Source organism: Propionicicella superfundia DSM 22317 (assembly GCF_000423465.1).
GTDB classification, from domain to species: Bacteria; Actinomycetota; Actinomycetes; order Propionibacteriales; family Propionibacteriaceae; genus Propionicicella; species Propionicicella superfundia.
This window is the reverse complement of sequence record NZ_AUIA01000019.1, coordinates 1-24,885: the sequence shown is the minus strand read 5'-3', so window position 1 is coordinate 24,885 and position 24,885 is coordinate 1. Positions and strand designations below refer to the sequence as shown.

The 24,885-nt window shown below is 70.0% G+C and carries 27 protein-coding genes; 13 read left to right on the top strand and 14 right to left on the bottom strand.

Annotation, left to right across the window (positions count from 1 at the left end; genetic code table 11):
• Nucleotides 1-51: 51 nt before the first annotated feature.
• On the top strand, nucleotides 52-561 hold the full coding sequence (gene greA, locus G555_RS0103705) for a transcription elongation factor GreA (RefSeq protein WP_028707820.1): 510 nt from the start codon (nucleotides 52-54) through the stop codon (nucleotides 559-561).
• 66 nt (nucleotides 562-627) lie between these two features.
• On the opposite strand, the gene G555_RS0103700 is transcribed toward greA, so the two are convergent.
• From G555_RS0103700 to G555_RS17825, 3 genes are read right to left on the bottom strand one after another with little or no spacing between them, the layout of a single operon-like run.
• Nucleotides 628-1,014, bottom strand: coding sequence for a DUF2089 domain-containing protein (locus G555_RS0103700; protein WP_028707819.1), 387 nt, complete (start codon nucleotides 1,012-1,014; stop codon nucleotides 628-630).
• The gene (locus G555_RS0103695; protein WP_028707818.1) at nucleotides 1,011-1,868 is read right to left on the bottom strand and encodes a hypothetical protein; all 858 of its coding nucleotides are present in this window, start codon (nucleotides 1,866-1,868) and stop codon (nucleotides 1,011-1,013) included. The genes G555_RS0103700 and G555_RS0103695 overlap by 4 nt, the downstream gene beginning before the upstream one ends.
• Before the next feature lie 51 nt (nucleotides 1,869-1,919).
• Nucleotides 1,920-3,050: an AI-2E family transporter gene (locus tag G555_RS17825; protein WP_051208393.1), complete on the bottom strand. Its 1,131-nt coding sequence runs from the start codon at nucleotides 3,048-3,050 to the stop codon at nucleotides 1,920-1,922.
• 74 nt (nucleotides 3,051-3,124) lie between these two features.
• On the opposite strand from G555_RS17825, the gene G555_RS17820 reads away from it, so the two are divergent.
• The 3 genes from G555_RS17820 to G555_RS0103675 are packed head-to-tail and all read left to right on the top strand — an operon-like array spanning nucleotide 3,125 to nucleotide 5,449.
• Nucleotides 3,125-4,414: an MFS transporter gene (locus G555_RS17820; RefSeq protein WP_245581186.1), complete on the top strand. Its 1,290-nt coding sequence runs from the start codon at nucleotides 3,125-3,127 to the stop codon at nucleotides 4,412-4,414.
• Nucleotides 4,411-5,118, top strand: a complete 708-nt coding sequence (locus G555_RS0103680; protein ID WP_028707817.1) for a uracil-DNA glycosylase — start codon at nucleotides 4,411-4,413, stop codon at nucleotides 5,116-5,118. The genes G555_RS17820 and G555_RS0103680 overlap by 4 nt, the downstream gene beginning before the upstream one ends.
• Nucleotides 5,119-5,128: 10 nt before the next feature.
• Nucleotides 5,129-5,449: a putative quinol monooxygenase gene (locus tag G555_RS0103675; protein WP_028707816.1), complete on the top strand. Its 321-nt coding sequence runs from the start codon at nucleotides 5,129-5,131 to the stop codon at nucleotides 5,447-5,449.
• Between the two features lie 165 nt (nucleotides 5,450-5,614).
• On the opposite strand, the gene ddaH is transcribed toward G555_RS0103675, so the two are convergent.
• Nucleotides 5,615-6,487: a dimethylargininase gene (gene ddaH, locus G555_RS0103670; RefSeq protein ID WP_051208391.1), complete on the bottom strand. Its 873-nt coding sequence runs from the start codon at nucleotides 6,485-6,487 to the stop codon at nucleotides 5,615-5,617.
• Between the two features lie 103 nt (nucleotides 6,488-6,590).
• Here ddaH and G555_RS0103665 point away from each other — a divergent pair, with 103 nt between their 5' ends.
• Nucleotides 6,591-7,028 (top strand): Lrp/AsnC family transcriptional regulator, encoded by a 438-nt coding sequence (locus G555_RS0103665; protein WP_028707814.1) that lies wholly within the window; start codon nucleotides 6,591-6,593, stop codon nucleotides 7,026-7,028.
• A 24-nt stretch (nucleotides 7,029-7,052) separates the two neighbouring features.
• Here G555_RS0103665 and msrA read toward each other — a convergent pair whose 3' ends face one another.
• Nucleotides 7,053-7,685 carry a peptide-methionine (S)-S-oxide reductase MsrA gene (gene msrA, locus G555_RS0103660; protein ID WP_425413820.1) on the bottom strand — a complete coding sequence of 211 codons (633 nt, stop codon included), beginning with the start codon at nucleotides 7,683-7,685 and terminating at the stop codon, nucleotides 7,053-7,055.
• A gap of 87 nt (nucleotides 7,686-7,772) precedes the next feature.
• Between msrA and arsM the strand changes: the two genes are divergently transcribed.
• From arsM to G555_RS0103635, 5 genes are all read left to right on the top strand, one after another.
• The gene (arsM, locus tag G555_RS21710; protein ID WP_084634675.1) at nucleotides 7,773-8,951 is read left to right on the top strand and encodes an arsenite methyltransferase; all 1,179 of its coding nucleotides are present in this window, start codon (nucleotides 7,773-7,775) and stop codon (nucleotides 8,949-8,951) included.
• Nucleotides 8,952-9,034: 83 nt separating this feature from the next.
• Nucleotides 9,035-9,274 (top strand): hypothetical protein, encoded by a 240-nt coding sequence (locus G555_RS0103650; protein WP_028707811.1) that lies wholly within the window; start codon nucleotides 9,035-9,037, stop codon nucleotides 9,272-9,274.
• On the top strand, nucleotides 9,267-9,755 hold the full coding sequence (locus G555_RS17815) for a Clp protease N-terminal domain-containing protein (protein WP_051208389.1): 489 nt from the start codon (nucleotides 9,267-9,269) through the stop codon (nucleotides 9,753-9,755). Before G555_RS0103650 ends, G555_RS17815 begins: the two co-directional genes overlap by 8 nt.
• An 11-nt stretch (nucleotides 9,756-9,766) precedes the next feature.
• A complete protein-coding gene (locus G555_RS0103640) occupies nucleotides 9,767-10,759 on the top strand; it encodes an ATP-binding cassette domain-containing protein (protein WP_342662664.1) in 993 nt (330 codons plus the stop codon).
• Entirely contained in the window at nucleotides 10,756-11,574 is an 819-nt protein-coding gene (locus G555_RS0103635) for an ABC transporter permease (protein WP_245581185.1), read from the top strand. Before G555_RS0103640 ends, G555_RS0103635 begins: the two co-directional genes overlap by 4 nt.
• A 236-nt stretch (nucleotides 11,575-11,810) precedes the next feature.
• Here G555_RS0103635 and G555_RS17810 read toward each other — a convergent pair whose 3' ends face one another.
• The 3 genes from G555_RS17810 to G555_RS0103620 all read right to left on the bottom strand — a co-directional run bounded on the left by G555_RS17810 (nucleotide 11,811) and on the right by G555_RS0103620 (nucleotide 13,495).
• Complete coding sequence (locus G555_RS17810; protein ID WP_036921117.1) at nucleotides 11,811-12,242, bottom strand: Hsp20/alpha crystallin family protein; 432 nt, start codon at nucleotides 12,240-12,242, stop codon at nucleotides 11,811-11,813.
• A gap of 140 nt (nucleotides 12,243-12,382) precedes the next feature.
• Complete coding sequence (locus G555_RS0103625; protein ID WP_028707808.1) at nucleotides 12,383-12,778, bottom strand: SRPBCC domain-containing protein; 396 nt, start codon at nucleotides 12,776-12,778, stop codon at nucleotides 12,383-12,385.
• 135 nt (nucleotides 12,779-12,913) lie between these two features.
• Nucleotides 12,914-13,495 (bottom strand): DNA-3-methyladenine glycosylase, encoded by a 582-nt coding sequence (locus G555_RS0103620; RefSeq protein ID WP_028707807.1) that lies wholly within the window; start codon nucleotides 13,493-13,495, stop codon nucleotides 12,914-12,916.
• Nucleotides 13,496-13,552: 57 nt separating this feature from the next.
• Here G555_RS0103620 and G555_RS0103615 point away from each other — a divergent pair, with 57 nt between their 5' ends.
• Nucleotides 13,553-14,500 (top strand): hypothetical protein, encoded by a 948-nt coding sequence (locus tag G555_RS0103615; protein WP_156887419.1) that lies wholly within the window; start codon nucleotides 13,553-13,555, stop codon nucleotides 14,498-14,500.
• Between the two features lie 30 nt (nucleotides 14,501-14,530).
• On the opposite strand, the gene ypfJ is transcribed toward G555_RS0103615, so the two are convergent.
• Nucleotides 14,531-15,391 carry a KPN_02809 family neutral zinc metallopeptidase gene (ypfJ, locus tag G555_RS0103610; RefSeq protein WP_028707805.1) on the bottom strand — a complete coding sequence of 287 codons (861 nt, stop codon included), beginning with the start codon at nucleotides 15,389-15,391 and terminating at the stop codon, nucleotides 14,531-14,533.
• 112 nt (nucleotides 15,392-15,503) lie between these two features.
• On the opposite strand from ypfJ, the gene G555_RS21705 reads away from it, so the two are divergent.
• Nucleotides 15,504-16,217, top strand: coding sequence for an NUDIX hydrolase (locus tag G555_RS21705; RefSeq protein WP_084634673.1), 714 nt, complete (start codon nucleotides 15,504-15,506; stop codon nucleotides 16,215-16,217).
• A 121-nt stretch (nucleotides 16,218-16,338) separates the two neighbouring features.
• Here G555_RS21705 and G555_RS17800 read toward each other — a convergent pair whose 3' ends face one another.
• From G555_RS17800 to G555_RS0103585, 4 genes are all read right to left on the bottom strand, one after another.
• On the bottom strand, nucleotides 16,339-17,169 hold the full coding sequence (locus tag G555_RS17800) for a Bax inhibitor-1/YccA family protein (RefSeq protein ID WP_425413821.1): 831 nt from the start codon (nucleotides 17,167-17,169) through the stop codon (nucleotides 16,339-16,341).
• A 130-nt stretch (nucleotides 17,170-17,299) separates the two neighbouring features.
• Nucleotides 17,300-19,072 carry an ABC transporter ATP-binding protein gene (locus tag G555_RS0103595; protein ID WP_051208387.1) on the bottom strand — a complete coding sequence of 591 codons (1,773 nt, stop codon included), beginning with the start codon at nucleotides 19,070-19,072 and terminating at the stop codon, nucleotides 17,300-17,302.
• Complete coding sequence (locus G555_RS17795) at nucleotides 19,069-20,751, bottom strand: ATP-binding cassette domain-containing protein (protein ID WP_051208384.1); 1,683 nt, start codon at nucleotides 20,749-20,751, stop codon at nucleotides 19,069-19,071. Before G555_RS17795 ends, G555_RS0103595 begins: the two co-directional genes overlap by 4 nt.
• A gap of 206 nt (nucleotides 20,752-20,957) precedes the next feature.
• The gene (locus tag G555_RS0103585; RefSeq protein ID WP_028707801.1) at nucleotides 20,958-21,593 is read right to left on the bottom strand and encodes an NAD(P)-dependent oxidoreductase; all 636 of its coding nucleotides are present in this window, start codon (nucleotides 21,591-21,593) and stop codon (nucleotides 20,958-20,960) included.
• A gap of 99 nt (nucleotides 21,594-21,692) precedes the next feature.
• Here G555_RS0103585 and G555_RS0103580 point away from each other — a divergent pair, with 99 nt between their 5' ends.
• Entirely contained in the window at nucleotides 21,693-22,097 is a 405-nt protein-coding gene (locus G555_RS0103580) for a winged helix-turn-helix transcriptional regulator (RefSeq protein ID WP_028707800.1), read from the top strand.
• 87 nt (nucleotides 22,098-22,184) lie between these two features.
• On the opposite strand, the gene G555_RS22540 is transcribed toward G555_RS0103580, so the two are convergent.
• On the bottom strand, nucleotides 22,185-24,885 hold a 2,701-nt coding region (locus tag G555_RS22540), incomplete at its 5' end, for a YncE family protein (protein WP_425413819.1).

The following is a 24,885-nucleotide window of genomic DNA, read 5'->3' as shown; positions in this document are numbered from 1 at the left end:
ACCGGCCTCGGAGAGGGCCGCCCGCGATACGCGTGCTGATAGGGTGGTGGGATGTCTGACCAAAATGCCAGCGGCGTGATCTGGCTCACGCAGGAGGCGTTCGACAAGCTGCGGAACGAGTATGAGTTCCTGAGCGGCGAAGGTCGCGCCCAGGTGAGCGCAAAGATCGCGCAAGCCCGTGAAGAGGGCGATCTCAGCGAGAACGGCGGCTACCACGCCGCACGCGAGGAGCAGGGCCACCAGGAGGCCCGCATCCGCCAGCTCAAGGACATGCTGTCCCGTGCGAAGGTGGGCGAGGCGCCCAGCAGCGACGAGGTCGCGCCCGGCGTCCGCGTCACCGTGGCCTTCGACGGCGATCCCGACGACACCGACACCTTCCTGCTCGGATCGCGCGAAGTGCTCGGACTGGACGGCTCCGTCACCGACGACGTCTACTCGCCGCAGTCCCCGATCGGCACCGCGGTGCTGGGCAAGCGCAAGGGCGATGTCGCGACGTACAAGGCGCCGAACGGCCGGGAGATCAGCGTGACGATCCTCGACGTCGCTCCCTTCTCGGGCTGAACCCCGCACACGCGAACAGGCCCGGGAGAGTCTCCCGGGCCTGTCGGCTTGCGTGCCGGCGTTCCCTCACAGTTCGGCGATCAGCCTCGCCGCCTCCTCCGGGGACAGGGCACCCGACGTCACCTCGGCGAGCACCTGTTCCTGGGACAGTTGCGCGGGGGGATCGGTCTCCCCGGCGAGCCCGAGCTTCAGCAGGAGCTCGGTGAAACGCAGTCGCGCCGTCGGGTAGGACACCCCGAGGTGCTTCTCGACCTCGCGCAGGTTCCCCCGCGACGCCAGGAACACCTGCAGGATCTCCAGTTCGCCCTCGTCCAGGGCGCAGAACCGGCAGTTCTCGAACGTCCCGGCCAGTTCGGAGCCGCACCCCGGACAGCCGAGCCGTGTCACGACGAGTTCGTCCCCGCAGACCGGGCACTCACGGGGCGCGTGGTACGTGGTGGAGCGACGCCTCATTCGGACTCACCGGCCTTCACCGACGCATAGCCCATGACGACGGCGAGATCGAGCCGAGCCGACCCGTCGCCCAGGACCACCTCGTCGGCGGCCCCCGAGTGAGCGCCCGACCACGCCACCTTTCCGAGTTGCGCCTCGGCGTGGATGGTCACCTGGGAGCCCGCACCGAGGTGCACGGTGAGCGATCCCGACTCGCACCGGATCCGGTTGCGGCCCGTGGCGATGACGCCTTTCACCACGGTCGACCCGGCCTGCACCAGGACGTCGTTGACCTCGCTGACGTCGGTGAGGACAGCCCCTCCCGCGGTGACCCTGACCTTGCCCAGATAGGGCACCTTCTCGGTGGCGAGCGAACCGGCGGTCAACTCGACGTCCACGATGATGCTCGGGTTGACGTGCAGCAGCAGTTCCTTGCCGAGCCCCAATGCACGGATGTCGTCCAGCGACCGCGGCGGCCGCAGCAGGGTGAACCCGTCGAGGCTCGGCCCGATGTCGCCGTCGCTGGTCACCTCCAGCACCGACCCGTTGCGCCGCAGGACATGGGGCCCCTCCGCCGAGGCCGTGGCGACGGCAGGATCGCCGACGATGCGGACACGGCGCCCGATGGCGCGCACCGAGATCCGGTCCACGCCCCGGGTCCCCGCGGCACGACGCCTGCTCGGCGGCACCTCGTCCCCGAAGGCGGGCTGCTGATATGTGCCGGGCGCCGGGTCCGCCTCCGGTGGCAGGTCGGCGGTGTCGGGCTCGGCGGGCTTGGCCTTGGCGTCTTCGATGAGCCTGGCGGCCGCGGACGCGTCGATGCGGCCGGCGGCGAGGTCCTCAAGGATGCGCTGGAGTTCCGGACTTGTGCTCATGCCTCAACGTTAGGCCCCGCTTTCGAGAATCGAAAGCGCGCCTTTCCATTCTCAGGGTTCTCTGAGGGTCGTCCCTCTCTCGGGTGGACGTCCGTCATCGCCGAGCCCGAACGACTGCTCCGGATGCCGCAACGACCGCGCGAACGCCACGGAGAACGCCACCACCGGGATCGCCATCAAGGCGCCCACCAGCCCCGCCACGACCGAACCGGCGGCGATGCCCAGCAGCACGCCGAGCGGGTGGATGTCCACGGCCTTGCCGAGCAGGATCGGCTGCAGGAAGTGCGACTCCAACTGCATGACGAGGATCACCGCGCCCAGCATGATGAGCGCCGTCACCCAGCCATGCGCCACGAGCGCGAGCAGAACCGCCACGGCGCCGGCGACGAAGGCGCCGAGGATAGGGACGAACGAGGCGACGAAGGTGAGCCCGAACAACGCCCACGGCAGGGGCACCTGCAGCAGCAGAGCCGCGATCAGGACGCCGGTCGCGTCCACCAGGCACACCACCACCTGCGCCCGCATGTACGCGACCAGGGAGATCCAGCCGTCGCCTGCCGCGTGCCGCGTGCGCGCCCGCGCCGGGCCGGGCACCAAGGAGACCACGAACGACCAGATCCGCTCCCCCTCGAGCAGGAAGAAGAAGGTGGTCAGGATCGCAATGGCGGCGCCGGCCAGGAAATGCCCGACGCTCGCTCCCGCCGAGGCGACCACGCCGGCGATGCTCCCGGCGGCGTCCTGGAGGGCCGTGGTGAGCTGCGTCGTCCAGCCCTGGATCATCTCGTCGTTGACCTGCAGCGGCCCGTCGGAGAGCCACGCGAGAAGCTGCTGCACGCCGGCGATGGCGTTCTCGGACAGGCTCGGCGCCTCGGAGGCGATCTGCGCACCGAGCAGCGTGAGCACGCCTCCGACGACGAGGACGAGGACCAGCAGGCAGACCAGCGTCGACGCCACCCGGTGCACCTTGCGGCGCTGCAGCCACCGGTGGAGCGGGGTGAGCAGCGCGGTCAGCAGGATCGCCACGGCGAGCGGAATCGTCACCGTGGAGAAGTACCTGATCAGCCAGACGATCCCGCCGGCCAGCGCGGCGACGAGCAGGAGCCGCCAGGCCCACCCGGCGGCGATCCGCAGCGCCGGAGGAGTGAAGTCGTTCGCGAGCGTGGGGTCGTTGTCGTTCGCCATCGTTGCCTCCCGTCGTGCCTCCGGCCAGGGTAGCCGACCCACCTGCGGCGGCTCGGGCGAGTACCCTCGTGCCCGTGGTGTGGCGAGGGCTCGGCGGCATGCGGGAGGCCGCCCGATTCCCCCGATCGGTCTGGGTGCTGTCCTTCAACGGCTTCCTCGTCGCCCTGGGCTTCGGAGTCATGGTCCCCGTCCTGCCCGTGTACGCGAAGACGTTCGGGGTCGACAACCTCGCCCTCGGCTTCGTCGTCTCGGCCTTCGCGTTCATGCGGCTTGTGACCAGTCCCTTCTGCGGGTGGATCAACCGATGGCTCGGGGAACGCAACGCGATCGCGATCGGCATGACCATCGTCGGGATGTCGTCCGCGGCGATGGGCCTGTCGCAGACCTTCGCCCAGTTGCTCGTGTTCCGGATGCTCGGCGGCGTCGGCTCGGCGATGTTCACGGTGGCCGCGCTGGCCTTGTTGCTGGCATCGGCGCCCGAGGATCTGCGCGGTCGCGCGAGCGGCGTCTATCAGGGAGGGTTCCTGCTCGGAGGCATGGCCGGGCCCGCCGTGGGAGGGCTGCTCGCAGCCGTGTCCCTGACGGCGCCGTTCTACTTCTATGCCGCCACCTTGTTCGCGGCCGCGGCACTCGTCACCCTGCTGCTGCGCGGCGGGCGAGCGGCCGCCCACCGCTCCCGCCCTGCGGCGAGCCGCCCGTTCCGGCAGGTCGTCGCGGACGTCCGCTATCAGGCCGCGTGCGCGATGGCGTTCGGGCAGGGCTGGCAGTCGTTCGGCGTTCGTAACGCCCTCGTCCCCATCGTCGTCGTGGAGGGGTTGCACCAGGACACGACCTGGACGGGCACCGCGTTCGCCGTCGCCGCGGTGTGCCAGACGATCGCCCTGTTCCCCATCGGGCGCATCGTCGATCGCGTGGGCCGGCGACCCGTGATGATCGCCGCGGGTGTCGTGTGCGGGACCAGCACCCTGCTCATCCCCCTGGCACCGACCATCGGCTGGCTCATCGTCATCCTGTCGGCCTACGGCATCGGTGCCGCGATGCAGGGGACGGCCCCGACCGCGGCCGTCGGCGACGCGACCGGCGGAGGAGGAGGCACCCCGGTCGCGGTCTTCTCGATGACGTCCGATGTGGGATCCATCGTCGGGCCGATCGTGGCCGGCTGGCTGGCGGACCGGTTCTCGATACCCGTTGCGTTCACCGTGGGTGCCGCGATCCTGCTCGGCGGCGCCGTGTACGCACTGTTCATGCCTCGGGAGCGGCCCCCGGCCGATCGGCCGCCCGGGCCCACCGACATCGCCGATGAGGCCGGCGGGAGCGCGGCGGCCGTCGCCGACGCCGTCGACCAGGAGGGAGATCCCACATGACGGCAAGACCTCTGCGCGAACTCGTCGCGCCCGACTGGGCCGACGCGCTCGCCCCCGTCGCCGACACGGTGACCGAGATGGGACGGTTCCTGCGCGCCGAGATCGCCGCAGGCCGGGCCTATCTTCCGGCGGGAGAGAACGTGCTGCGCGCCTTCACTCGCCCGCTGGCGGACGTGCGCGTGCTCATCCTCGGCCAGGACCCGTACCCGACGCCCGGCCACCCCGTGGGACTGTCCTTCTCGGTGGCGCCCGACGTCCGTCCCCTGCCTCGCAGCCTCGTCAACATCTACCGCGAGCTGGAGGCCGACCTCGGCGTCCCGCCGGCTCCGTCGGGCGATCTCACGCCGTGGTTCGAGCAGGGCGTGCTGCTGCTGAACAGAGTGCTGACCGTCTCGCCCGGCCGACCCGGGTCGCACCGCGGCAAGGGATGGGAGAAGGTGACGCAGACCGCTATCGAGGCGCTTGTCAGCCGCGGCGGCCCGCTCGTGGCGATCCTGTGGGGGCGTGACGCGCAGTCCGTGGTGCCCGCCCTCGGCGCGATCCCGTATGTCGCCAGCGCGCACCCGTCCCCGATGTCGGCGGCCAACGGCTTCTTCGGGTCGCGGCCCTTCAGCCGCGCAAACGAGCAGCTCGTGTCGCAGGGCGCGGACCCCATCGACTGGGACCTCGCGACGGGGACTAGGCTCACCTCATCCCGAGTGTGAGAGGACGAAGATGTACTTCATCGTGGTCAAGTACGAGACGCTGCCCGAATGGACCGACACCTGGCTCGACCTCGTGGACGAGTTCACGAAGGCGACCCGTGCGGAGCCGGGCAACCTGTGGTTCGAGTGGTCCAAGAGCGTCGAGAACCCCCACGAGTGGGTGCTGATCGAAGCGTTCACCGACGACGGGGCCGTCCCCCACGTCAACAGCGAGCACTTCAAGAAGGCGATCAAGGAGATGCCGAAGGCCCTCGCCCACACCCCGAAGATCGTGAGCCGTCAGGTCGACGGCACGGGCTGGGACAAGATGGGCGAGATCACGATCGACTGAGAGCCACCGGGCAGGTCGAAACTCCGACGACCAGAAACCACCACAGGCATGCTCTATCTGTAACGGATTCTGCCGGTGCGGACGATGATCCGAGACACGGGGTGAGCACGCCGGTGCGAGGGTGAAGCGCACCGCGGTCGCCGCGGGTCGTCACCGGCGGGAACGTCACCAGCGCAGCTCGAGAGTGCAGCACTTCACGCCGCCGCCCCCTCGCAGGAGCTCCGACAGATCGACCGGATGCGCCACGTAGCCGGCTGCGGCGAGATCCCGGGCGAACCCTGTCGCCTGAGCGGCGACGACGACATTGCGTCCGTCGCTGAAGCAGTTCAGCCCGAGCACCGTCGCGTCCGCCTCGCTCACCGTGAGGGCGTCGGGGAAGCGGTCGGCGAGGATTCTGCGACTCGCCCGGTCGAAGGCCTGGGGCAGGTACGCCACCGACCGCGGACCACCTGCCGAGTCGAGGACGGCGAAGGCTGTGTCGAGGTGGTAGAAGCGGGGATCGACGAGACGCAGACTGACCACCTCACGTCCGAACACACGGCCGAGCTGGGCATGGCTCGCCCGATCGCTGCGGAAGCCGGTGCCGGCGAAGATCGTGTCGCCGACAAGGAGATAGTCGCCCTCGCCCTCGTTGTAGGAGGTCGGCTCGACCACGCGCAGCCCGCGCTCGGCGAACCACCCCATGTAGGCCGGTGCCTCCGATGCGCGCTCGACGTGGCGGAACCGCGGCCCGAGAGCGACGCCGTCCAGCACGAAGCCGCCGTTGGCGGCGTACACCATGTCCGGCAGGCCGGGCCGCGGGGCGACGAGTTCGACGTCGATGCCGAGCCGGCGGTACGTCTCACGCAGGTCCGTCCACTGCCGCAGTGCCCGCGCGGTGTCGGTCGGCTGCGTGGGGTGCATCCAGGGGTTGATGCGGTAGCTGACCGTGAAGTGCTCCGGGCGGCACATGAGGACGCGCTTGGGCGCGGCCAGCCGCGCGGGATCGCCTGCGGCCGATCCGGCCGGTGCCGCGGAGGGGATGTCAACGAGCGTCATGCCTTCATGGTGACACCGATTACGTGCGCATTCTTGGTATTTCGCGCAGGATATCTGCGACAATTGCTCTTTACACGCATGATTAGTGCGTACACTGCGACGCATGGATGCCATCGACCGCGCCATCATCGATCTCCTGCGGCAGAACGCGCGCGCTCCCTTCGGCGAACTCGGCTCCCGGGTCGGGCTCTCGGCCTCCGCCGTGAAGAGGCGCGTGGACCGGCTCACCGCGGCCGGCGTGATCCGTGCCTTCACTGTGCAGGTCGATCCCCGGCTGGAGGGTCTGGGCACCGAGGCGTACATCGAGCTCTTCTGTCGCGGCACCGTCGCCCCCGCCGACCTGCGCCGCATCCTGTCCGCGGAGCCGGCCGTCGTGTACGCAGCGACCGTGACCGGTGACGCGGATGCGCTCGTCCACATCCGCTCGCGCGACATCGAGTCCTTGGAAGAGGCCCTGGAGCGGGTCCGCAGCGCGCCGAGCGTGGATCACACCCGCTCGGCCATCGTCCTCAGCCGCCTGGTCAATCGCGACGCCGGCTGACCGACGCGGACGACGGCATCCGCCTCAGCCGGCGTTGCAGGTCACGCCGGTGGCGTGGACCGGGCAATACCCGTTCGGGTTCTTGTCGAGGTACTGCTGGTGATAGCGCTCGGCGAGATAGAACGGGGGCAGCGCACCCGGTGCGATGGTCGTGGTGATCGCGCCGTACCCGTGGCCGGACAGCTCGGCCTGGAAGGCGTCGCGAACCTCACCGGCCGCCGCACGCTGCTCCTCGGACACCGGGAAGATCGCCGACCTGTACTGCGTGCCGATGTCGTTGCCCTGCCTGTCGCCCTGCGTGGGATCGTGGTTCTCGAAGAACACCTTCAGCAGGTCGCGGTACGACACCGTCGCCGGATCGAAGACGACGCGAACCGTCTCGGCATGCCCGGTCATCCCGGAGCACACCTCTTCATAGGTCGGATTCGGCGTGAACCCGCCTTGATAGCCGACTGCCGTCGAGATCACGCCGGGGACGCCCCAGAACAGCTTCTCGGCCCCCCAGAAACAACCGAGAGCGACGTAGGCGACCTCGGGACCGCTCGGCACAGGCTCCAGCGGGGTGCCGAACACCTCGTGGTACACCACACCTGTCAGGATCGGCCGCGATCGCCCCGGCAGGGCGTTCTCGGCCGTCACACTCCGTGTCCATCGCACCATGCCACCCTAACGCGCGCGCGGCGGCCATCATTCCGGCGAGCGGGCACAGTTTGCATCGATGATCGTCGATGATAGATTCCCGATATGAGCGACGTCCTCGGCCTACCGGTCCTCCCCGCACCCCGCATGCTCGCCCGCGATCGCGCCGAAGAGTACGCGGAGTGGTTCCGCACCTTGTCGGATGCGACCCGCGTCCAACTCCTCGCATGGATCGCCCAGCACCCCGGCGGGGCGTCCGTGAAGGACCTCACCGCCACGTTCCCGGTGTCCCAGTCCACCATCAGCCACCACCTGGCGGCCCTGGTGGCCACGCGCTTCCTCACGGTCACACGATCCGGCACCCAATCCACCTATCGGGTGAACCCGGCCTGCGCCGGCGAGATGCCCGACGCCGTCGCCATCCTCACCGGTGACTGTTGCGCCGACGACGCCGCCGGCGCCGACTGCTGCGGCCCCGCGGCCGACGCGACGACCTCCTGCTGCACTCCGCCCGCGTCCACCGAATCGGCGCCCGACGCCGACATCCGGGAATCCGTCCGCGAGCGATACGCGGCCATCGCCCGCGAGGCGTCCGCGTCGTGCTGCACCCCGGCCGCGCTCACGCCCGACGGGGTGTTCGGCGCGACCCTCTACACCGCCGACGACGCCCAGGGCGCTCCCGCCGAGGCTCTCGGGCTTTCGCTGGGCTGCGGCGTGCCCACGTCGGCCGCCGACCCGCAGCCGGGTGAGACCGTGCTCGATCTGGGCTGCGGGGCCGGAGCGGACGTCCTCATCGCCGCTCAGCGCGTCGGGCCGACGGGCCGTGCGGTCGGCGTGGACATGACGCCGGAGATGCTCGACCTCGCCCGGTCGCAGGCGACACGCGCCGGCGTCACCAATGCCGAGTTCATACAGGGAGTCCTGGAGGATCTGCCGCTGCCCGACCGCTCCGTGGACGTCGTCATCAGCAACTGCGTGGTCAATCTCGCCGCCGACAAGGAGCGTGCGATCGCCGAGACCTTCCGGGTACTGGTCCCCGGGGGCCGGCTGGCGATCTCGGACGTCGTCCTCACCGGGGACCTCGACGAAGAGACCCGTGCGGACGTCGCACAGTGGACAGGGTGTATCGCCGGCGCCCTCACGGCCGATCAGTACCGTGCCGCCCTCAGGCGAGCGGGTTTCGAAGGTGTCTCCGTGACCGTGTCGCACGCGGTGCACGATGCGGCCCGGTCAGCGACGATCCGCGCCACGAAGCCGGTCGTCCCGGCGCCCGTTCACCCCTGACCTCTCTCCGAACATGTGTTGACTCCGCCGAGGCAGAGCAACTCAAGTTGCCTAACGCTGGTTAAGCAACTAGAGTTGCACCCATGAGTATCGGATCCGCTTCCGCGGACGACCCCATCGCCGACGATCTCGCAGCCGTCGGTGCCCTCCGAGCGCTCGCCGACCAATTGGAGGATTCCGCGGTCGAACGGGCGCTGCGCTCCGGTTGGGGATGGGCACAGATCGCCGAAGCCCTCGACGTCACCCGGCAGGCGGTGCACAAGAAGCACGTGCGCCGAGTGGCCTCACTGGGCCTCGATCTGCGCAGGAGGAACAATGGCTGACCAGGCGGGCTTCCGCGCCCTGCTTGACGTCGCACAGGCCGAGGCGGCCACTCGTTCGTCTGCGACCGTCGCGGCGGAACATCTGCTCCTCGCCTTGCTCTCCGACCAAGACCGCACAGCCGCCCGGATCCTCTCGCCGCAAGGCCTGACCCACGAGGCCTTCTCGACCGCCCTCGACCGGGAGCGCGACCACACTCTCGCCAGGATCGGCCTGAGCATCCCGGATCCGACCCGGCTGGCGGCCGCGCCACGTGCATTCACCGGCCACCCACGTCTCTCGGCGTCCGCCAAAGAAGCCTGGGATCGCGGCAGCCGTCTCACTCCCGGCCGACGAGAACGCACTCAGCCCCCCAGCGATCTCACGCTGCTCGTCGGCATCCTCTCCGCCGAGCTTGGAACCGTTCCCCGCGCGCTGATCCGCGGCGGCCTCGACCGGACGGAACTCCTCTCCGCCGCCCAGACGGCACTCCACAACCTATGAAGGGACAACCAGTGACTTCCATCGATGCGACCGACATCGCGATCGTCGCGGAAGGCCTCGTCAAGACCTTCGGCACGACTCGCGCGGTCGACGGAGTCGACCTGCGTGTCGATCGAGGCACGGTCTACGGGGTCCTCGGCCCGAACGGGGCCGGAAAGACCACCACCATCTCCATGCTCACCACCTTGCTCCGACCCGACGGCGGTCGCGCCAGCATCTTCGGCCATGACGTCATCGACGAGCCGGATGTCGTCAGGCAGCTCATCGGCGTGACCGGGCAGGACGCCTCGGTCGACGAGAAGATCTCCGGAATCGAGAACATGGTCGTCTTCGGGCGACTGCTCGGCCTCGGACGACAAGGCGCGAAGCGTCGGGGGCTCGATCTGCTCGACGCCTTCGGACTCGCCGAGGCCGCGACTCGGCCGGTCGCCAAATACTCTGGCGGCATGCGGCGGCGCCTCGACCTCGCCTCCAGCCTGATCGCACAGCCCCCGCTGATCTTCCTCGACGAGCCGACGACCGGCCTCGATCCCCGCACACGCGGACAGATGTGGGACGTCATCCGCGACCTCGTCGCGAATGGGTCGACCGTGCTCCTTACAACCCAGTACCTCGACGAGGCCGACCATCTTGCGGACCGCATCGCCGTCATCGACCGTGGACGCGTCGTCGCCGAGGGAACGGCGAACGACCTCAAGGCGCTCGTCGGCACGGCAACACTCCAGCTCGCCCTGGCAGATGCCGCCGTCACCGACGCGGCGCTGGCGACCACCGAGCACGTCCTCGGCACCCGCGCCTCGGCCACACCCGAACGCGGGCACATCACCGCCCCGATGGCGGACCCTGAACGCATTACCGATCTGCTCATCGCGCTACGGACGCAGGGCATTCGCCTCGCAGAAGTCAGCGTGGAACGACCGACCCTTGATGAGGTGTTCATGACCATCACGGGTCACGGCACCGCGGATCCCCAAACCGAGATCACGGGGAAGGTGGCCGCGTGACCGCGCTCGCTCAGGAACAGCCGGCCCTGGTCCCCCCGGTGCTGAAGAAGCACATCGGCCTGTACGACACCATCTCTCAAACCGTGACGATGGCCTATCGGGCCTTGCTGCGCCTGCGCAGAACGCCCGAGCAGTGGGTCGACGTCTTGATGATGCCGTTCATCTTCACCTTCATGTTCGCCTTCCTCTTTGGCGGCGCCATCGCCGGAAGCGTCGCCGACTATCTCCCCTCGCTCATCCCTGCGATCATCGTGCAATCGGTCGTCCAGGCCTCGATCCTGACAGGAACACAACTGAGAGAGGACATGGACACCGGCGTGTTCGATCGCTTCCGGTCCCTGCCGATCGCCCGCGTCGCACCGTTGGCCGGGCCCTTGGTGACCGACACGATTCGCTACGCGGTCATCACGAGCCTGACCATGCTCGTCGGACTCCTTATCGGCTGGCGCCCCGGCGGCGGATGGGGCATTCTCGCCGGAGCGCTGCTCGTCATCGTGGTGACGTGGGCGGTGAGCTGGATCTGGGCACTTCTCGGCGTAACCGCCCGCACGACCGGGACCGTCCAGGGGATCGCCACGCTCATCATGATGCCCATGACCTTCTTCTCCAACGCCTTCGTCCCCACCAGCACACTCCCCGCCTGGTTGCGCCCCATCGCCGAATGGAACCCGCTCTCGCATCTCATCACCGCCCTGCGCGCGCTGACGAACGACGGCGTCTGGGGGACCGATGCCTGGTGGACGCTGCTCGGAGCGGCAATTATCGTCGCGATCTTCGCCCCCTTGACCACGCGTGCCTATATGCGCAGGACCTGACCTCTGGCCTTCGAGGGAAGTGAGAACCACCCCCGGTCCGCCCTGGCGACAGGGACCGTCGCACCGATGGGTGATGTTCGATCTGGCTTGCCCGAGAGGGGTTCTGGAAGGACGCTGCGGCGGCGGACAGCCGCGTATCTGTCGACACGCCACCGTGGAGAAACCCAGAACGTGTCCATGACCGTGGGGGCCCGTGCGCGACGCACGGGCCCCCACGGGGATGTGTCAGTCCGAGGTCACTCCGTGGTCGCCTCGATCGGCTTGACGCCGCCGACATGCTGCACGGCGACCTTGCGAGGCCTCGCCTCTTCGGCCACGGGGATGTGCAGCGTCAGGACACCGTCGCTGTAGTCGGCCTCGATACCGTCCAGGGCGACGTCGTACCCGAGCGTCAACTGCCGGGCGAACGTCCCGGCGGGCCGCTCCCGCGTCAACCACCTGGCCTGGTCGGACAGGACGTCCGCCGCGCGCTGGGCGCGGACCGTCAGCGTGCGGCCGTCGATGTCGACGTCGATGCTGGCCGGATCCACACCCGGCAGGTCGATCCTCGCCACGAACTTGTCGTTGTCCCGGTACAGGTCCATGGGCATGGCCACCGTCGCCGGCAGGCGATTCACCTGCGAGAACCAGGACTCCATCTCACGCAGCGGATCAAAGCTACGAGCCATTGTCTCCAACTCCCTCCTCGACGAGTGATTAGCACTCTCGTTACATGAGTGCTAACGCCCTCGCACGACGAGGTATTCCGAACGCCGGAGATCCGCCGCCGGAAGCGATGAGCGGCGGGCCGTGGCCCGCCGCTCTCGCCTCAGAATCGGTCCAGTGCCTCTTCCCAGCGGCGCTGGATCTCGCTCGGATCCGTGTCCGGCCCGAGCCGGTCGTGGCGGACCTCCACCGTGGTGCCGGCCTCGCCCTCGGCAGTCATACGCAGGTCGACCATCGAGCCCGGCGCGCCGTCGTGGGCGTGCCAGCTGAAGCGGATCTGCTCGAGCGGGTGATAGCTGCGGACGACACCGTACGTGCCGTCAGCCGCGCGCCAGGAGTGTCCCTTGTCGCCCAGGACGCCTCCCTCCCCGAGTATCGCGTTCGCGCCTTCGTCGCTGACGAGCCGTCGCCAGACCTCCTTGACGGAACTCTGAACCAGGCGCGACACGACCACGGCGTTCGAGGTGTCCGTCGTCTCCTCTGTGTGCAATTGCGACATCGCTCAACCTCGCTTCTTTGCGTTGTAGCCCCGTAGGGCAACCGTAGCGAAATGTTACCCCGCTGCCGGTTGTCCGGGGAGTGCGAATCGGCCTGCCGTCCCATCTGCCGCAGGTCTTTCGGTCCGGTTCGGGCCTCACGCGGGCGGCGCGGGTGCGTGCCGGTTGCGGCGGTACGCCGAGACCGTGGCGTCGCCGGGAATCCAGAACCGCCACAAGACGTCCGCAGCGCGCGACACGCCGACACGGGCGCCGCGCGTCCACGACGCGGGCACCGCAGCGGGTGCGAGGGACAGCCCCGCGTCTCCGAGCCGTCGGCCCGAGTCGAGGACCCGAAGGCCCAGCGCCTGCCCCAGACAGCCCGGGCCGCGGGCGAGCCGATGATCCGGCACCCCGGCTCCTCGCCGCTGCCTCGCGAGTTCGGTGCCCGCGACGACCTCGCCCGCCCGCAACAGCACCGCCTCGGCGACGCCCTCCTCCCGGCACACGATGTTCACCGCCGTGTGGATCCCGTGGGACAGATAGCAGTAGATGGCCCCCGCCTCCGCGAACATCGCCGCGTTGCGCCGCGTGCGACCTCGGTACGCGTGGGACGCGGGATCGCTCTCCCCCGCGTACGCCTCCACCTCGGTCAGACGAACGGCGACATCGCCCACGCGCACCACGGCGCCGAGAAGGGTCGGAGCGACGAGAACCGCCGGATCGGTGAGAGGACGCACCCCTCCAGCATCGCCCATCCACAGCCTGCCCAGACACCCGGCCTGTAGTCTCGAAGGGTGGCTCGAAGGACGATCCGGATGCTGGCGACGGCGCTCATCGGCCTCGTGCTGTTCGCGGGCGGCTGCACGACGCCGTCCTCACCGCCGACGGTCGCCACCAGTTCGCCGGCCAGCCCGAGCGTGACCGCGTCGGCGACCACGGCACCGGACTTCACCCAGCCCGAAGCGGGGCTCGAGATCATCCGCAAGCTCATCGACGCTGCGGGCAACAGCAGGACCATCATGGTTCAGGTGAGCCGCACCGAGGCGACCGTGACGGTCGTCGTCGGGGCGGAGGCCCAGGCGTGGGGGTACCGCGACGGCGCGATCAAGCAGGTCGCCACCGACATCCAGTACGTCGACCAGGCCATCTTCGACATCAACGACTTCAACCTCAGCGATGTCGGCGCCCTGTTCCGCACCGCGTCCTCGGTGTCCGGATCGGATGCCCAGCAGAGTCTGCAGGTCGTCGACTACTCCGGCGGGGACGTCCTCATGACCGTGTCGACGAACCCCGAGTCGCGACCGGTGTTCTTCCGTTCCGACGGGACGCTGGTGTCCACGCTCGATTTCCACACCAAGTCGGGGATCGAGGAGGGACTCACCGACGCCATCGGGCAGAAGCAGCAGGTGTTCCGCGTCGGCGTGGACTCGGCACTGGGTGCCTACATCGACTACGTCGGCATGAACAACACGACCTTGCGCCGGCTCCGTCCGGCGAAGTTCCCCGCGTCCACGTCGGGGCGCAGCAACGCACCCGACCGGCCCGAGTTCCACGCCTCCGTCGTGTCCGCCGACCGCATCTGGCAGGTGCTGGAGGGCCTGCGGCAGGAGGGCACGTTCACCAGCGAGACGGTCTGGAGCGTCGCTGTCGAGGATCGCGAGGGAACCGGCACACCGAAGATGTACTTCACGGTCGGCGGGACGAGCTTCACCACGACGCTGGACGGCGAGAAGGTCGGCTGACCTCCCGGGCGGCACCGTGACCGGGAGGCCTCAGAGAGTCTTGGCCGAGAACGTGTCGCACGAGTTCGGGTTGCCGGACGAGTAGCCCGCCAGGAGCCAGCGCGAGCGCTGCTCGGTCGACCCGTGCGTCCACGACTCGCGGTCGACCCGACCGGTGGTCTGCTCCTGGATGCGGTCGTCACCGACCGCCTGGGCCGCGTCCACGGCACGCTTGAGGTCATCGGTCGTGACACCGCTGATCGGGCCGTTCTCCTGGGTCTGGGCGTTCTTGAGCCACACACCGGCGAAGCAGTCTGCCTGCAGTTCGAGCCGCACCTGGGGGGACGTGGCGCCGGTCTGGTTTCCGGCTCGCTGCACCTCGTCGAGCGTGCCGATCAGGTTCGACACATGATGCCCGTACTCGTGCGCGATGACGTACGCCTCGGCGGCATCGCCGCCCTGCGCGCCGAGCTGGGTGACGAGATCGTCGAAAAAGCCGGTGTCGAGGTAGACGGTGCTGTCGGCCGGGCAGTAGAAGGGGCCGACCGCGGAGGTGGCGGTGCCGCACGCGGTGTCGATCCGACCGGTGAAGGTCTTCGTCGTCGACATCGTGTAGCCCTCCACCGCGGACGCCCAGTACGCCTGGATGGAGTTGGTGTACGCCACGAAGCGGCAGTCCCGGTCGGCCGAGATGTCACTTCCCCGGGTGCAGTGCGCGTACGCGCCGGTGGACGTCTCGCCGGTCGTCGTGCCGTCGCCCAGCAACGCCGAAGGGTTCAGCCCGAAGACGAGCGCGAGGATCACCACCAGGAGGCCTGCTCCTCCCCCGAGGGCGATCTTCCCCCCGGACCTGCCTCCGCCCCCGCCGCCCATCTGCGACGGATCGAGCTGCGCATTCTCGTTGTACTGCATCGGCACCTCCCGGATCGGTGCGTCGAGCGTAGCGAGCGGCCAACCGATGCGGAATGGTCTTCCTCGCGGGCCGGCGCCTTGAAGCGCCGTGGACGTGTGCAACTATGGATCGATGCAGATCGTTGCGGTGCCGGCGGCCGGAAGGCCCGCGCTCTTCGTCGTCCATCTGCATCACGGCGCCGATCCGCGGCAGTTGCTGTGGGCCCGGGGGTACCGGGCCGTCCGTTTCCTCTCCGCCGGGCTCGTGCACGATGAGATCCGCATCACCGTGCAGGTCGCGCGGCACCACTCCGCCCGGACCATCAGTCCGCAGCGCGTGCGGATGATGGACCCGGGCCTGGAGATCTCCGTCGCCGACGAGATCGTCCAGCGGCAGCGCCCCGCCGCCTACGCCATCGTGCTCTCGACTCGCGGTGTCCTCGCGACGGAGTTCTCCGAGAAGACCGCCGTGCCCGGCATGTTCGGCCTTCCCGGTGGCGGGATCGATGCCGGCGAGAGTCCGTCGCAGGCGGTCGTGCGCGAGGTGCGCGAGGAGGCGAGCCAGGCCATCGAGCTCGACCAGCTCCTCGATGTGCAGACCGACCACTGGATCGGGCTGTCCCCCGGAGGGGTGCTGGAGGACTTCCATGCCGTGCGGGTCATCTATTCCGCCCAGTGCCCCGACCCGACCGTCCCGGTCGTGCAGGACATCGGCGGGACCACGGCGTCGGCGCGCTGGGTGCCGCTGGCGGAATGGCGCCGGGCGGCGTGGACGAGCGGATTCCGCATGCTGCTCGACCGGCACCTGCCCGACCTGACCGACAACACCGAGCGTCACGCCGGCTGAGACACCAGGACGCGGCCGGCCGTCTCCGGCAGTCCGGTCGCTCCCGAGCAGTACACGGCCGCTCCCGCACGCACCGGGCATGACGAAGGGCGGCCCCGCAGGGCCGCCCTTCGCGCGAGGGTCAGTCTCTGAAGTAGGACAGGATCCGCAGGAGCTCGACGTAGAGCCAGACCATGGTCACCATGAGCCCGAAGGCCGCGACCCAGGACTGCTCGGCCGGGGCCCGCATCTCGATGCCGCGCTGGATGTGGTCGAAGTCGAGGATGAGGTTGAGCACCGCCAGGACGACCGCGATGGCCGACACGGCGATGGCCAGCAGACCCGCACCGGATCCGATGGTGCGGATGCCGAGGCCGGCTCCGAACATCGCGAACACGAAGTTCACCAGCAGCAGGACGGCGAACGAGATCGTCGCGATCATGACGACCCGCTGGAACATCGGGGTGACGCGGATCTTCAGGAACTTGTAGGCCGCCAGCGTGACGCCGGCCGCGACGAACGTCGCCAGGATCGCCTGGCCGACGATCCCCGTGTAGAGGCTCTCGAAGATCTTGCTGATGGCCCCGATGAACACGCCTTCGACCAGCGCGTACAGGAACACGAACGCGGGCTGGACCTTGCGGCGCAGCGACACGAACAGAACCGTCACGAAGCCCGCGATCGAGGAGACGATGAGGGCCGGGTACAGCAAGGCGTCGGGGACCAGCAGCCACGTCGCCGCCGCCGAGGCGGCCAGGATGGCGAACAGGATGCCGGTCTTCAGCACGACGTCGTCCAGGGTCATGACGCCGGGTGCCTGCTGCGTCACGGGCTGCTGAGCGTAGTGAACGGGCTGACCGTACTGGTCGTACTGCGGCGCAGAACCCTGGCCCGGCATCTGCCCGGCAGGTTGGGCGTAGGTCGGATAGGTCGTCTGCCCCCCGTTCGGCGACCACACATCGGGTCGGGACAGGACCGGGTTACGACTTTCCAAGGCTTCCTCCTGACGTGAGTCACTCCAGTCTAGACAACGCGGACGGTCGAGCCCATCGGGGATGACCCCGGACTTGTCCGCAGCGCCGCCACGTCCCGCGGCCTGGCGCTCATGCCCGGGCCGCGACGCGGTCGAACGCTCCCCCGGCACCTCGCAGCGACCCTGCCGGACCCTGCTCGTGCACGCGCCCCGCGTCCAGCACGACCGCCCGGACCGTGTCGGGGATGAGATCGGCTCGATGCGTGATCTCCACCACGGTCATCCCGGTCGTCCGCTGAAGGCCGCCGAGGCGCTCCCGCACCGCGGCGGCGGTGGCGGCGTCGAGCTGGCTCAGCCCCTCGTCGAGCACGAGGACGCGAGGCGTCCCGACGAGCGCCCGGGCGAGCGCGAGGCGCTGCAGCTCACCGCCGGAGACGTTGAGCCCGCGCTCCCGGATGGGTGTGTCGAGCCCGTCGGGCAGACCGTCGATCCAGGTGTCGAGCGCCGCTGTCGCCACGGCGGCCCGGAGCCGTTCGGTGGATGCGTCCGGCACCCCGAGACGAAGGTTGTCGGCGATGGTTCCGCGCAGCACGGTCGGACGCTGCGGGACGAGCGTCACGCACGCGCGGAGGTCGTCGAGGGTCAGATCGGCGACGTTCACGCCCGCCAGCCGGATCTCGCCGGCGACCGGGTCCCAGCCGCGTGCGAGGAGGGACGCGAGTGTGGACTTCCCGCTGCCCGAGACCCCGACGAGACACGTCCACGACCCGGCGGCGAACTCCAGGCTGAGGTCCGCGACGGCGGGCTCGGTGCGTCCGGGGTAGCGGAAGGTCACGTCGGTCACGTCGACGCGTGCGCCGGCAGCCGCCTCGATCGTCCGCGGGTGTGCCGGCTCGCGCACGAGCGGCGCCGCGTCGGCCACCTCTCGGACGCGCGCGGCCGCGGCGTAGGCGGCGTCCAGGCTGGCGACGAAGTCGTCGACCCCACGGGACGGACCCCACAAGGAGACGGCCACGGCCAGCGCCGCCGCCACGTCCACGACGGAGCTCCCGATGGCGCCGCCCGTGACGAGAACGGCCACCAGAACCGCCCCGTTCAGTGTCGCGATCCCCCCGGAACGCACCGCCTGCAGGGCTGCCGAACGGGTCCGCGCGGCGCTGAGGACGCGGTCCGCCGCGTCGAGCCCGGCCAGCCGCCGCTCGCCGAGGTCGAAGGCGAGGACCTCGCGGACCCCCTGGACGTCGTCGCCGACGTGGGTGGCGAGGTCGCCCCGGCGGCCGGCGACCTCGCGTGTCAGCCGCCACGTCCGGCGGCTCGACAGCAGAGGGACGAGAAGGGCCACGCCGACCACGAACGGCGCGATGACGAGCGCGAGCGTCGCGTCCACCGCGACGGCCAGCCAGGCCAGGGAGACGATGGGGACGACGATGGCCGCGACGCCGGGCGGGAAGGTGTGGGCGAAGAAGGACTCGATCCGGTCGATGTCCCTGGTCGCACGATCGGTGAGCTCGGCCCCGGCGCGTCCCTGGGTCGCGGCCGGTGCCTGCGGGACGAGGCGTGCGAAGAAGACCTCTCGCAGCCGGGCGAGCGCGCTGAACGCGACCCAGTGTCCGGCATAGTGCTCCAGGTAGCGCAGCAGGGCCTTGGCGAGGCTCAGGCCGACGAGTTGGCCGACCAGCCCGAGAAGGGCGACCGGGTCCCCGACCGCGATCCTGGCGACGGCGGTGGCGGCAACCACGAGAAGAGCCACGCCGAGGAGCATCCCGGCGATCCGGGCGAGCACCGAGAATGTGAGCGGCGCGAGAAGCCCGCGCGTCTGTGCGACGAGCCACCGGGTGAGGCGCCACCGGTCGACCACCTGCGGCTCGGTGGCGGGACGGCCCGCGGTCGTGGTCCCGCTCACCGCGACGCCCCCGCTCCGACGGCTCCCAGATCGATGACCCGGTCGGCGGCGCCGATCGCATTCGGCCGGTGGGCGATCATCAGGACCGTCCGCCCCTCCGCGAGTCTGTCGAGTGCGGCGAGGATCGCGGCCTCGGCGGCGAGATCGACCTGCGACGTGGGCTCGTCGAGCACGAGGATCGGGGCATTGCGGAGGGCGGCGCGCGCGATGGCCAGGCGTTGGGCCTGCCCGCCCGAGAGGAGTCTGCCCTGCTCGCCGACCGGGGAGGCGAGTCCCTGGGGCAGGTCGGCCACCTCGGCGCGGAGGCCGGCGACGTCCAAGGCCTGCCACAGTTCCTCGTCGGTGGCCGTGGGCGAGGCGAGACGCAGATTGTCCGCGATCGACCCCAGGAACAGGAACGTCCGCTGCTCGACGACGGCCAGCCGGCTCCGGATCCGGGCGGCGTCGGTCGCCGCGGTGTCGAGGCCGTCGACCACGACGTGCCCGGAGCGCGGCAGCAGGTGCGCCTGGATGAGCGCGCTCACCGTCGACTTCCCGACTCCGCTGGGGCCGACGAGGGCAACGCGTTCCCCCGGCTCGACGCGCAGTGAGAGCCGGCGCAGGATGTCGGGTCCGTCGGGCCAGGCGGCGGTGACGTCGTCCAGGACGAGAGATCCGGGGGATTCCCGCCGGTCGCGGGAGGCAACGTGCGCGTCCGGCGCCATGGCGCCCCGGGCGGCCGCGGCATGCGCGGAGATGGCGCGCTGGGAGGCGCGACCCCCGATGCCCACGTAGAAGAACTTGCCCACCTGGTCGACCGGGCCGACGAGCAGGAGCGTCATCAGGACGATCGCGATCCCCTCCCCCGCGGTCAGCGCGCCCGCTCCCACGCGGGACACGGCGATGACCGTGCCGGTGGCGATCATGGCGAGGGAGAACGCGGCGTCGAGGACGAAGATGATGAGCTGGTTCCCCGCCAGCAGCCGCATCGTCTGCGCCCGGTGCGCCTCTCCCTCGTGGGCGAGCCGCTCCGCGGCGCGACCGCCCGCACGCGAGTACACGAGCGTCTCCAGCGCCTGGATGGATTCGAGGAAGGCAGCGGTGAGGCGCTGCTGCGACCGCCGGTAGGCGGTGCCGACCGGGCTCACGATGCGCTGGAAGCCGCCGATCAGGAGCGGCACGAGCAGCAGCAGAAGGGTCAGCCAGCCTGCGGTGACCGCGTCCACGCCGAGTGCCATCACGACCAGCACGACGAGCGGTGTCGAGACCGCCCCCACCACCGGGCCGAGGAAGCCTGCCCTGTACTGGGCGGTGCGTTCCACGCCCTCGGTGGCCAGTGAGAGGTTCGCCCCGGATCTCTGCTCGGCGTCCTGGACTCCGCGCGCGAACACGCCGGCCACGACCACGCGGCGGAGGCGGCGTTCCGCCTCGCCGCCGGACCACACGGAGAAGACGGCCACGCCCGCCGCGGAGAGTCCCGCGAGCAGGACCAGGAACGCCATGAGGACGATGTCCGCGACGGAGATGGCACGGCCGGCCGCGACGGTGTCGATCCCCGCGCCGAGCCGGACGAAGAGCAGCGCCGTCGCGGCGGCACCCAGCCAGGCGACGGTCGCCGAGCAGATCATCACCCATCGGGGCGAGGCCTGGCTCACGGCCGGGTCGAGCGGAGTCCTGGCGCCTCGGTCGGCGCGGCCCATGGGCGAACCTCCTGCGAGCGGATCCCCGGCGACGGGGCCGAGGACGGACGGCGGCCTGGCCGCGCCCGGTTGTGAGGTCAGCCTAACTCGCCGCGGGCCCGAGAGGGTGTCGTGTCAGGGCGGGCGTCGATCTCCGAGCCCTCGGCCGGCGATCAGATGCGCGGACTCGGGCGCGATGCCTCCGGAGCGGCGCACCGCCTCGTCGATCAGTACGCGAAGCTGATCTGCGCCCGATGAACCGTGGGCGTCTCGATCTCGTCCACGACGGCTGTGGCGAAGTCCGGCCCGCTGATGGCGGAGTTGCCGTCGGCGTCGACCAGCGCGACGTCCCCGCCGGTGCGATAGGTCCCGCGCGCCTCGCCCGGGGCCTGGGCGCCGAACACGGCACCGGGGCTGACGAACACCCAGTCGAGGGTCTCTGGCGTGGTCTCCAGCGCCGCCCGGACGGAGTTCATCTCGCCCGCCTCGGCGGCGAACTCCGGAGGCAGCCCCTCCCCTTCGGCGAAGCGGGGCGCGCCGGGAGCCGGACGCAGCGAGCCGAACCCGCCGATCACGACGAGCCGCGTTCCGGCATCCGCGATCGCGGCGGCCAGCAGCGTGTACACGTCCACGAGGGTTCCCTGGTTGTCCCCGCGCGGGGAGAGCGCTCCGACGACCACGTCGACACCGTCGAGCACCGAGGTTGCAGCGATGGCCTGACCCTGCTCGTAACGCACCCCGGAGACGGGCTCGGCGGGCAGTGACCGGCTCACCGAGATCACCTCGTGGCCGCGCCCGGCTGCTTCCTTCACGATGGCGGAGCCGGCGTATCCGGTGCCTCCGATGACGGCGATGGTGCTCATGCGTTCACAACTCCTGAGTTCGTCGATGGACAGGCCGGGAAGATCCGACCGATATGGTTACGTTAGGTGACCAAGTCTCACTTCGGAAGAAGGCACCTTGTGGTAACCACATCCGTCGCGCAGGACGAGGACCATCCCGCACTCAACCCCTACCTCCAGGGGTGCCCGACCCGCCGCATCCTCGACCGGATCGGCGATCGCTGGACGGTCCTCGTCGTCGGAGCGCTGGGCGACGAGACCGTCCGCTTCTCCGAGCTGCGGCGGCGGGTCGAGGGCATCTCGCAGAAGATGCTCACCCATACCCTGCGGGAGTTGGAACGCGACGGGCTGGTCAGGCGCACGGTGCACCCCGAGGTCCCGGTCCGCGTCGAGTACACGCTCACCGACGCGGGGCAGAGCCTCCGTGCGCCCCTCAAGGCCCTGGAGGCCTGGTCCATCAGCCACTTCGGCGACATCCGTGCCGCCCAGGCCGACTACGAGAGCCTGCACGCAGCGGACGAGTAGGTCCTGCGCCGTCCTCATCGGGCCGGCCGTGGGCATGGAACAGGGCTCCCGGACATCGGTCCAGGAGCCCCGTCCACGCAGCAGCGGCTACTGCTTCGGCAGGCGCCTGCGCAGGACCAACCCACTGCCGACCAGCGCTGTCACGAGCCCGATGGCGCCCATCAGGCCCGCCGTCGCATCCGTTCCGGTGTCTGCGAGCGGGCCCGCCCAGCCGGCGGGGTCGCCGTCGGTCGCCGCCGAAGAGCCGGCGGTCGTGGCCGCCGAGTTCGAGTCGGTCGCGCCGGGATCCGACGAGGACGCCGACCCGCTCGCCGACGGCGCCGTCGTCACCGGCGTGGCCGACGTGGGATCTGCAGACGTCGTGGGATCTGCAGACGTCGTGGGTTCGGTCGACGCCTCCAGCGGAACGATCCGCATCACCGCATTCGTCGGGTTGCCGGACGCATCCAGGGGCGCCTTGTTCACGGCATAGACCGTGCCGTCCGACCCCGTCGTCACGTGGTTGGGATTGACGCCGCCATCGAGGTTGGCGACCTTCTCCAGAGTCGTCGCGTCGATGACGGTGATCGTCCCGCCGGTCCGGTTGCTGACGTACACCAGGTCGTACACCGGGTCGAACGTCACATTCAGGGCGCCCGCTCCCGTCGGGATGTCGGCCACGATCTCGCCGGTCGCCAGGTCGAGCACCACCACGTTGTTGGTGGCCTGCGACGCGACGAACAACCGGTTGCGCTCCGGATCCACCGCGACGCCCGAGGCGGAGGCGACGTTCGTGCCCAGCGAGTAGTAGGTCACCCTCGCGCTGCGCGCGGCGGCGTCCGCACGGGTGTCGATCACGGCCGCCGTCGGGTAGTTGAGGCTCACGGTGTACAGCTTCCCGGTCTCCGGATCCAGGTCCAGGCTCATCACCGTGGTGAACGGGTGGTCGTCGTCCCCAAGAGTGATCCGCTCCTTGTAGGTGAGCGTCTGGCCGTCGTAGACGTCGATGTAGTTCTGATTCGAGGACGACACGTAGGCGAGATGCGTGGTCTCGTCCACGACCACGTCACGGGAGTGAGCAGTGGAACCCGCCGGGAACTGCTTGATCAGGCTGAGATCGTCCTGCGAGTACACCGCGACGGTGTTCTGCCGGGTGTTGGTGACCCACACCTGGCCGAGGTCGTTGTCCAGACCGATGCCGTACACCGCGTAACGTCCGCCGGTGCTCTCGTCGGCCACGGCCGGGGTGATCTCCGTCTCGACGGCGAGGGTCGTGCCGTCCAGCTTGATCAGCGACGTCTGCGTGACCGGCGGACGTCCGACGGCGGTGGTCACGAACAGCTTGCCGGTGCTCGGGTTGAGCGCGGACTGGTAGAGGCCGTTCGTGACGGCCGCCTCGGTGACGGTGAAGCCCTCGGAGTTGACCACAGTGTTGTCAGGGGTGATCTTCTGCCCGGTCGCGTACTCGCGATCGACGGCAGCAGCGGTGTAGCGCACGACGATCTCGGCGGCAAGCGTGGCATCGGCCGGGATCTCGACGCTGCCCAGTTCGGCCTTGCCGGTCTCGTCGGCGGTCACCGACGCGGACAGCCAGTTGGCGTCGCCGACGCCGAGTGCGGTGACGGTCGCGCCGGCGGGCAGGTTCACCACGGTCGCCGTGATGGTGCTGTTCTGGCTGGTCCCGCTCAGAGTGGCCGCGGGAGTGGACGTGAACGCGAGGTCCTTCGAGCCGTCCTCACTGCCGACGACAGTGATGGTGTGCTCACCTGCGAGGGCGGTGCCGGCGGCGAGGGTGGCGCTCCCGGAGAAGGCGCCGGAGTCGCCGACCGTCACCGTGGCGGCGTTGCCGCTCCACTGGACGGCCTGGCCCCCGTACGTGAGCGACACGGCGCTGCCCGCGACGTAGCCGGAGCCCTCGATGGAGACCGTCACCGCGCCGGTGGTGGCGGTGGAGACCTTGGCGATCGTGGCCGTCGCGTCGCCGCCCTCAACCGTGCCCACCTCGAAGGTGGCGTACTTGCTGACGGTCGTGCCGCCGTCGGTGCCGCTCAGGACGCGCACCCAGTAGGCACCGTCGGCGAGGTCAGCCGGCAACTGGAGGCGGATGCTGAAGTGTCCGTCCGCGTCGGGCAGCAGGTCGGTGTCTCTCACGTACACGGTCCCGGAGGTGGTCTCGCCATCGGGCTGCTCGGCGTCGAAGGCGATCTGACCGTCGTTCAGCTTGAAGGCGAGGAACCCGGTGCCCGTGGGCCTGGCGTCGAAGCCCGTGCCCTCGACCGTGACGACGCTGCCCGCGGGAGTCTTCGACGGGCTCACCGCCATGGATCCGTTGCCGGTCTCGCCCGCCGGGGTCTGGGTGGGTGTTGTGGTTTGGGGTGGGGTGGCTGTTTGGCTGGGGGACGCGGAGGGTGTCGATGCGGTGGTGATGGTGACCGTCGCGTCGGCGGACCGGGTCTTGTCGCCGGTGAGGAGGGAGCCGGTGAGGAAACGCAGGGTGTGGGTCTCGCCGGCGGCCCAGGTGGTGTTGGCGGTGGCGGTGGTGGGGAAGGGGACGGAGAGTTCCCAGGCGCCGGTTTCGTCTGCCTGGACGACGGCCCAGATGGTCGTGTTGGAGATGGTGGCCCCGGTGGCGGGGTTGGCGAGAGTGCCGGTGGTGCGGGTGACGCCGCCGTCGTCGAGTTTGAGGGCGATGACCGACCCGGCGGTGCCGGGGGTATTGGTCCACCCGGTGCCGCTGATGGTGAGGTTCTCTCCGGCGGTCCAGGTGTCGGGGACGGTGTAGGCGGCCCCATCCGACGTGACCCTCTCG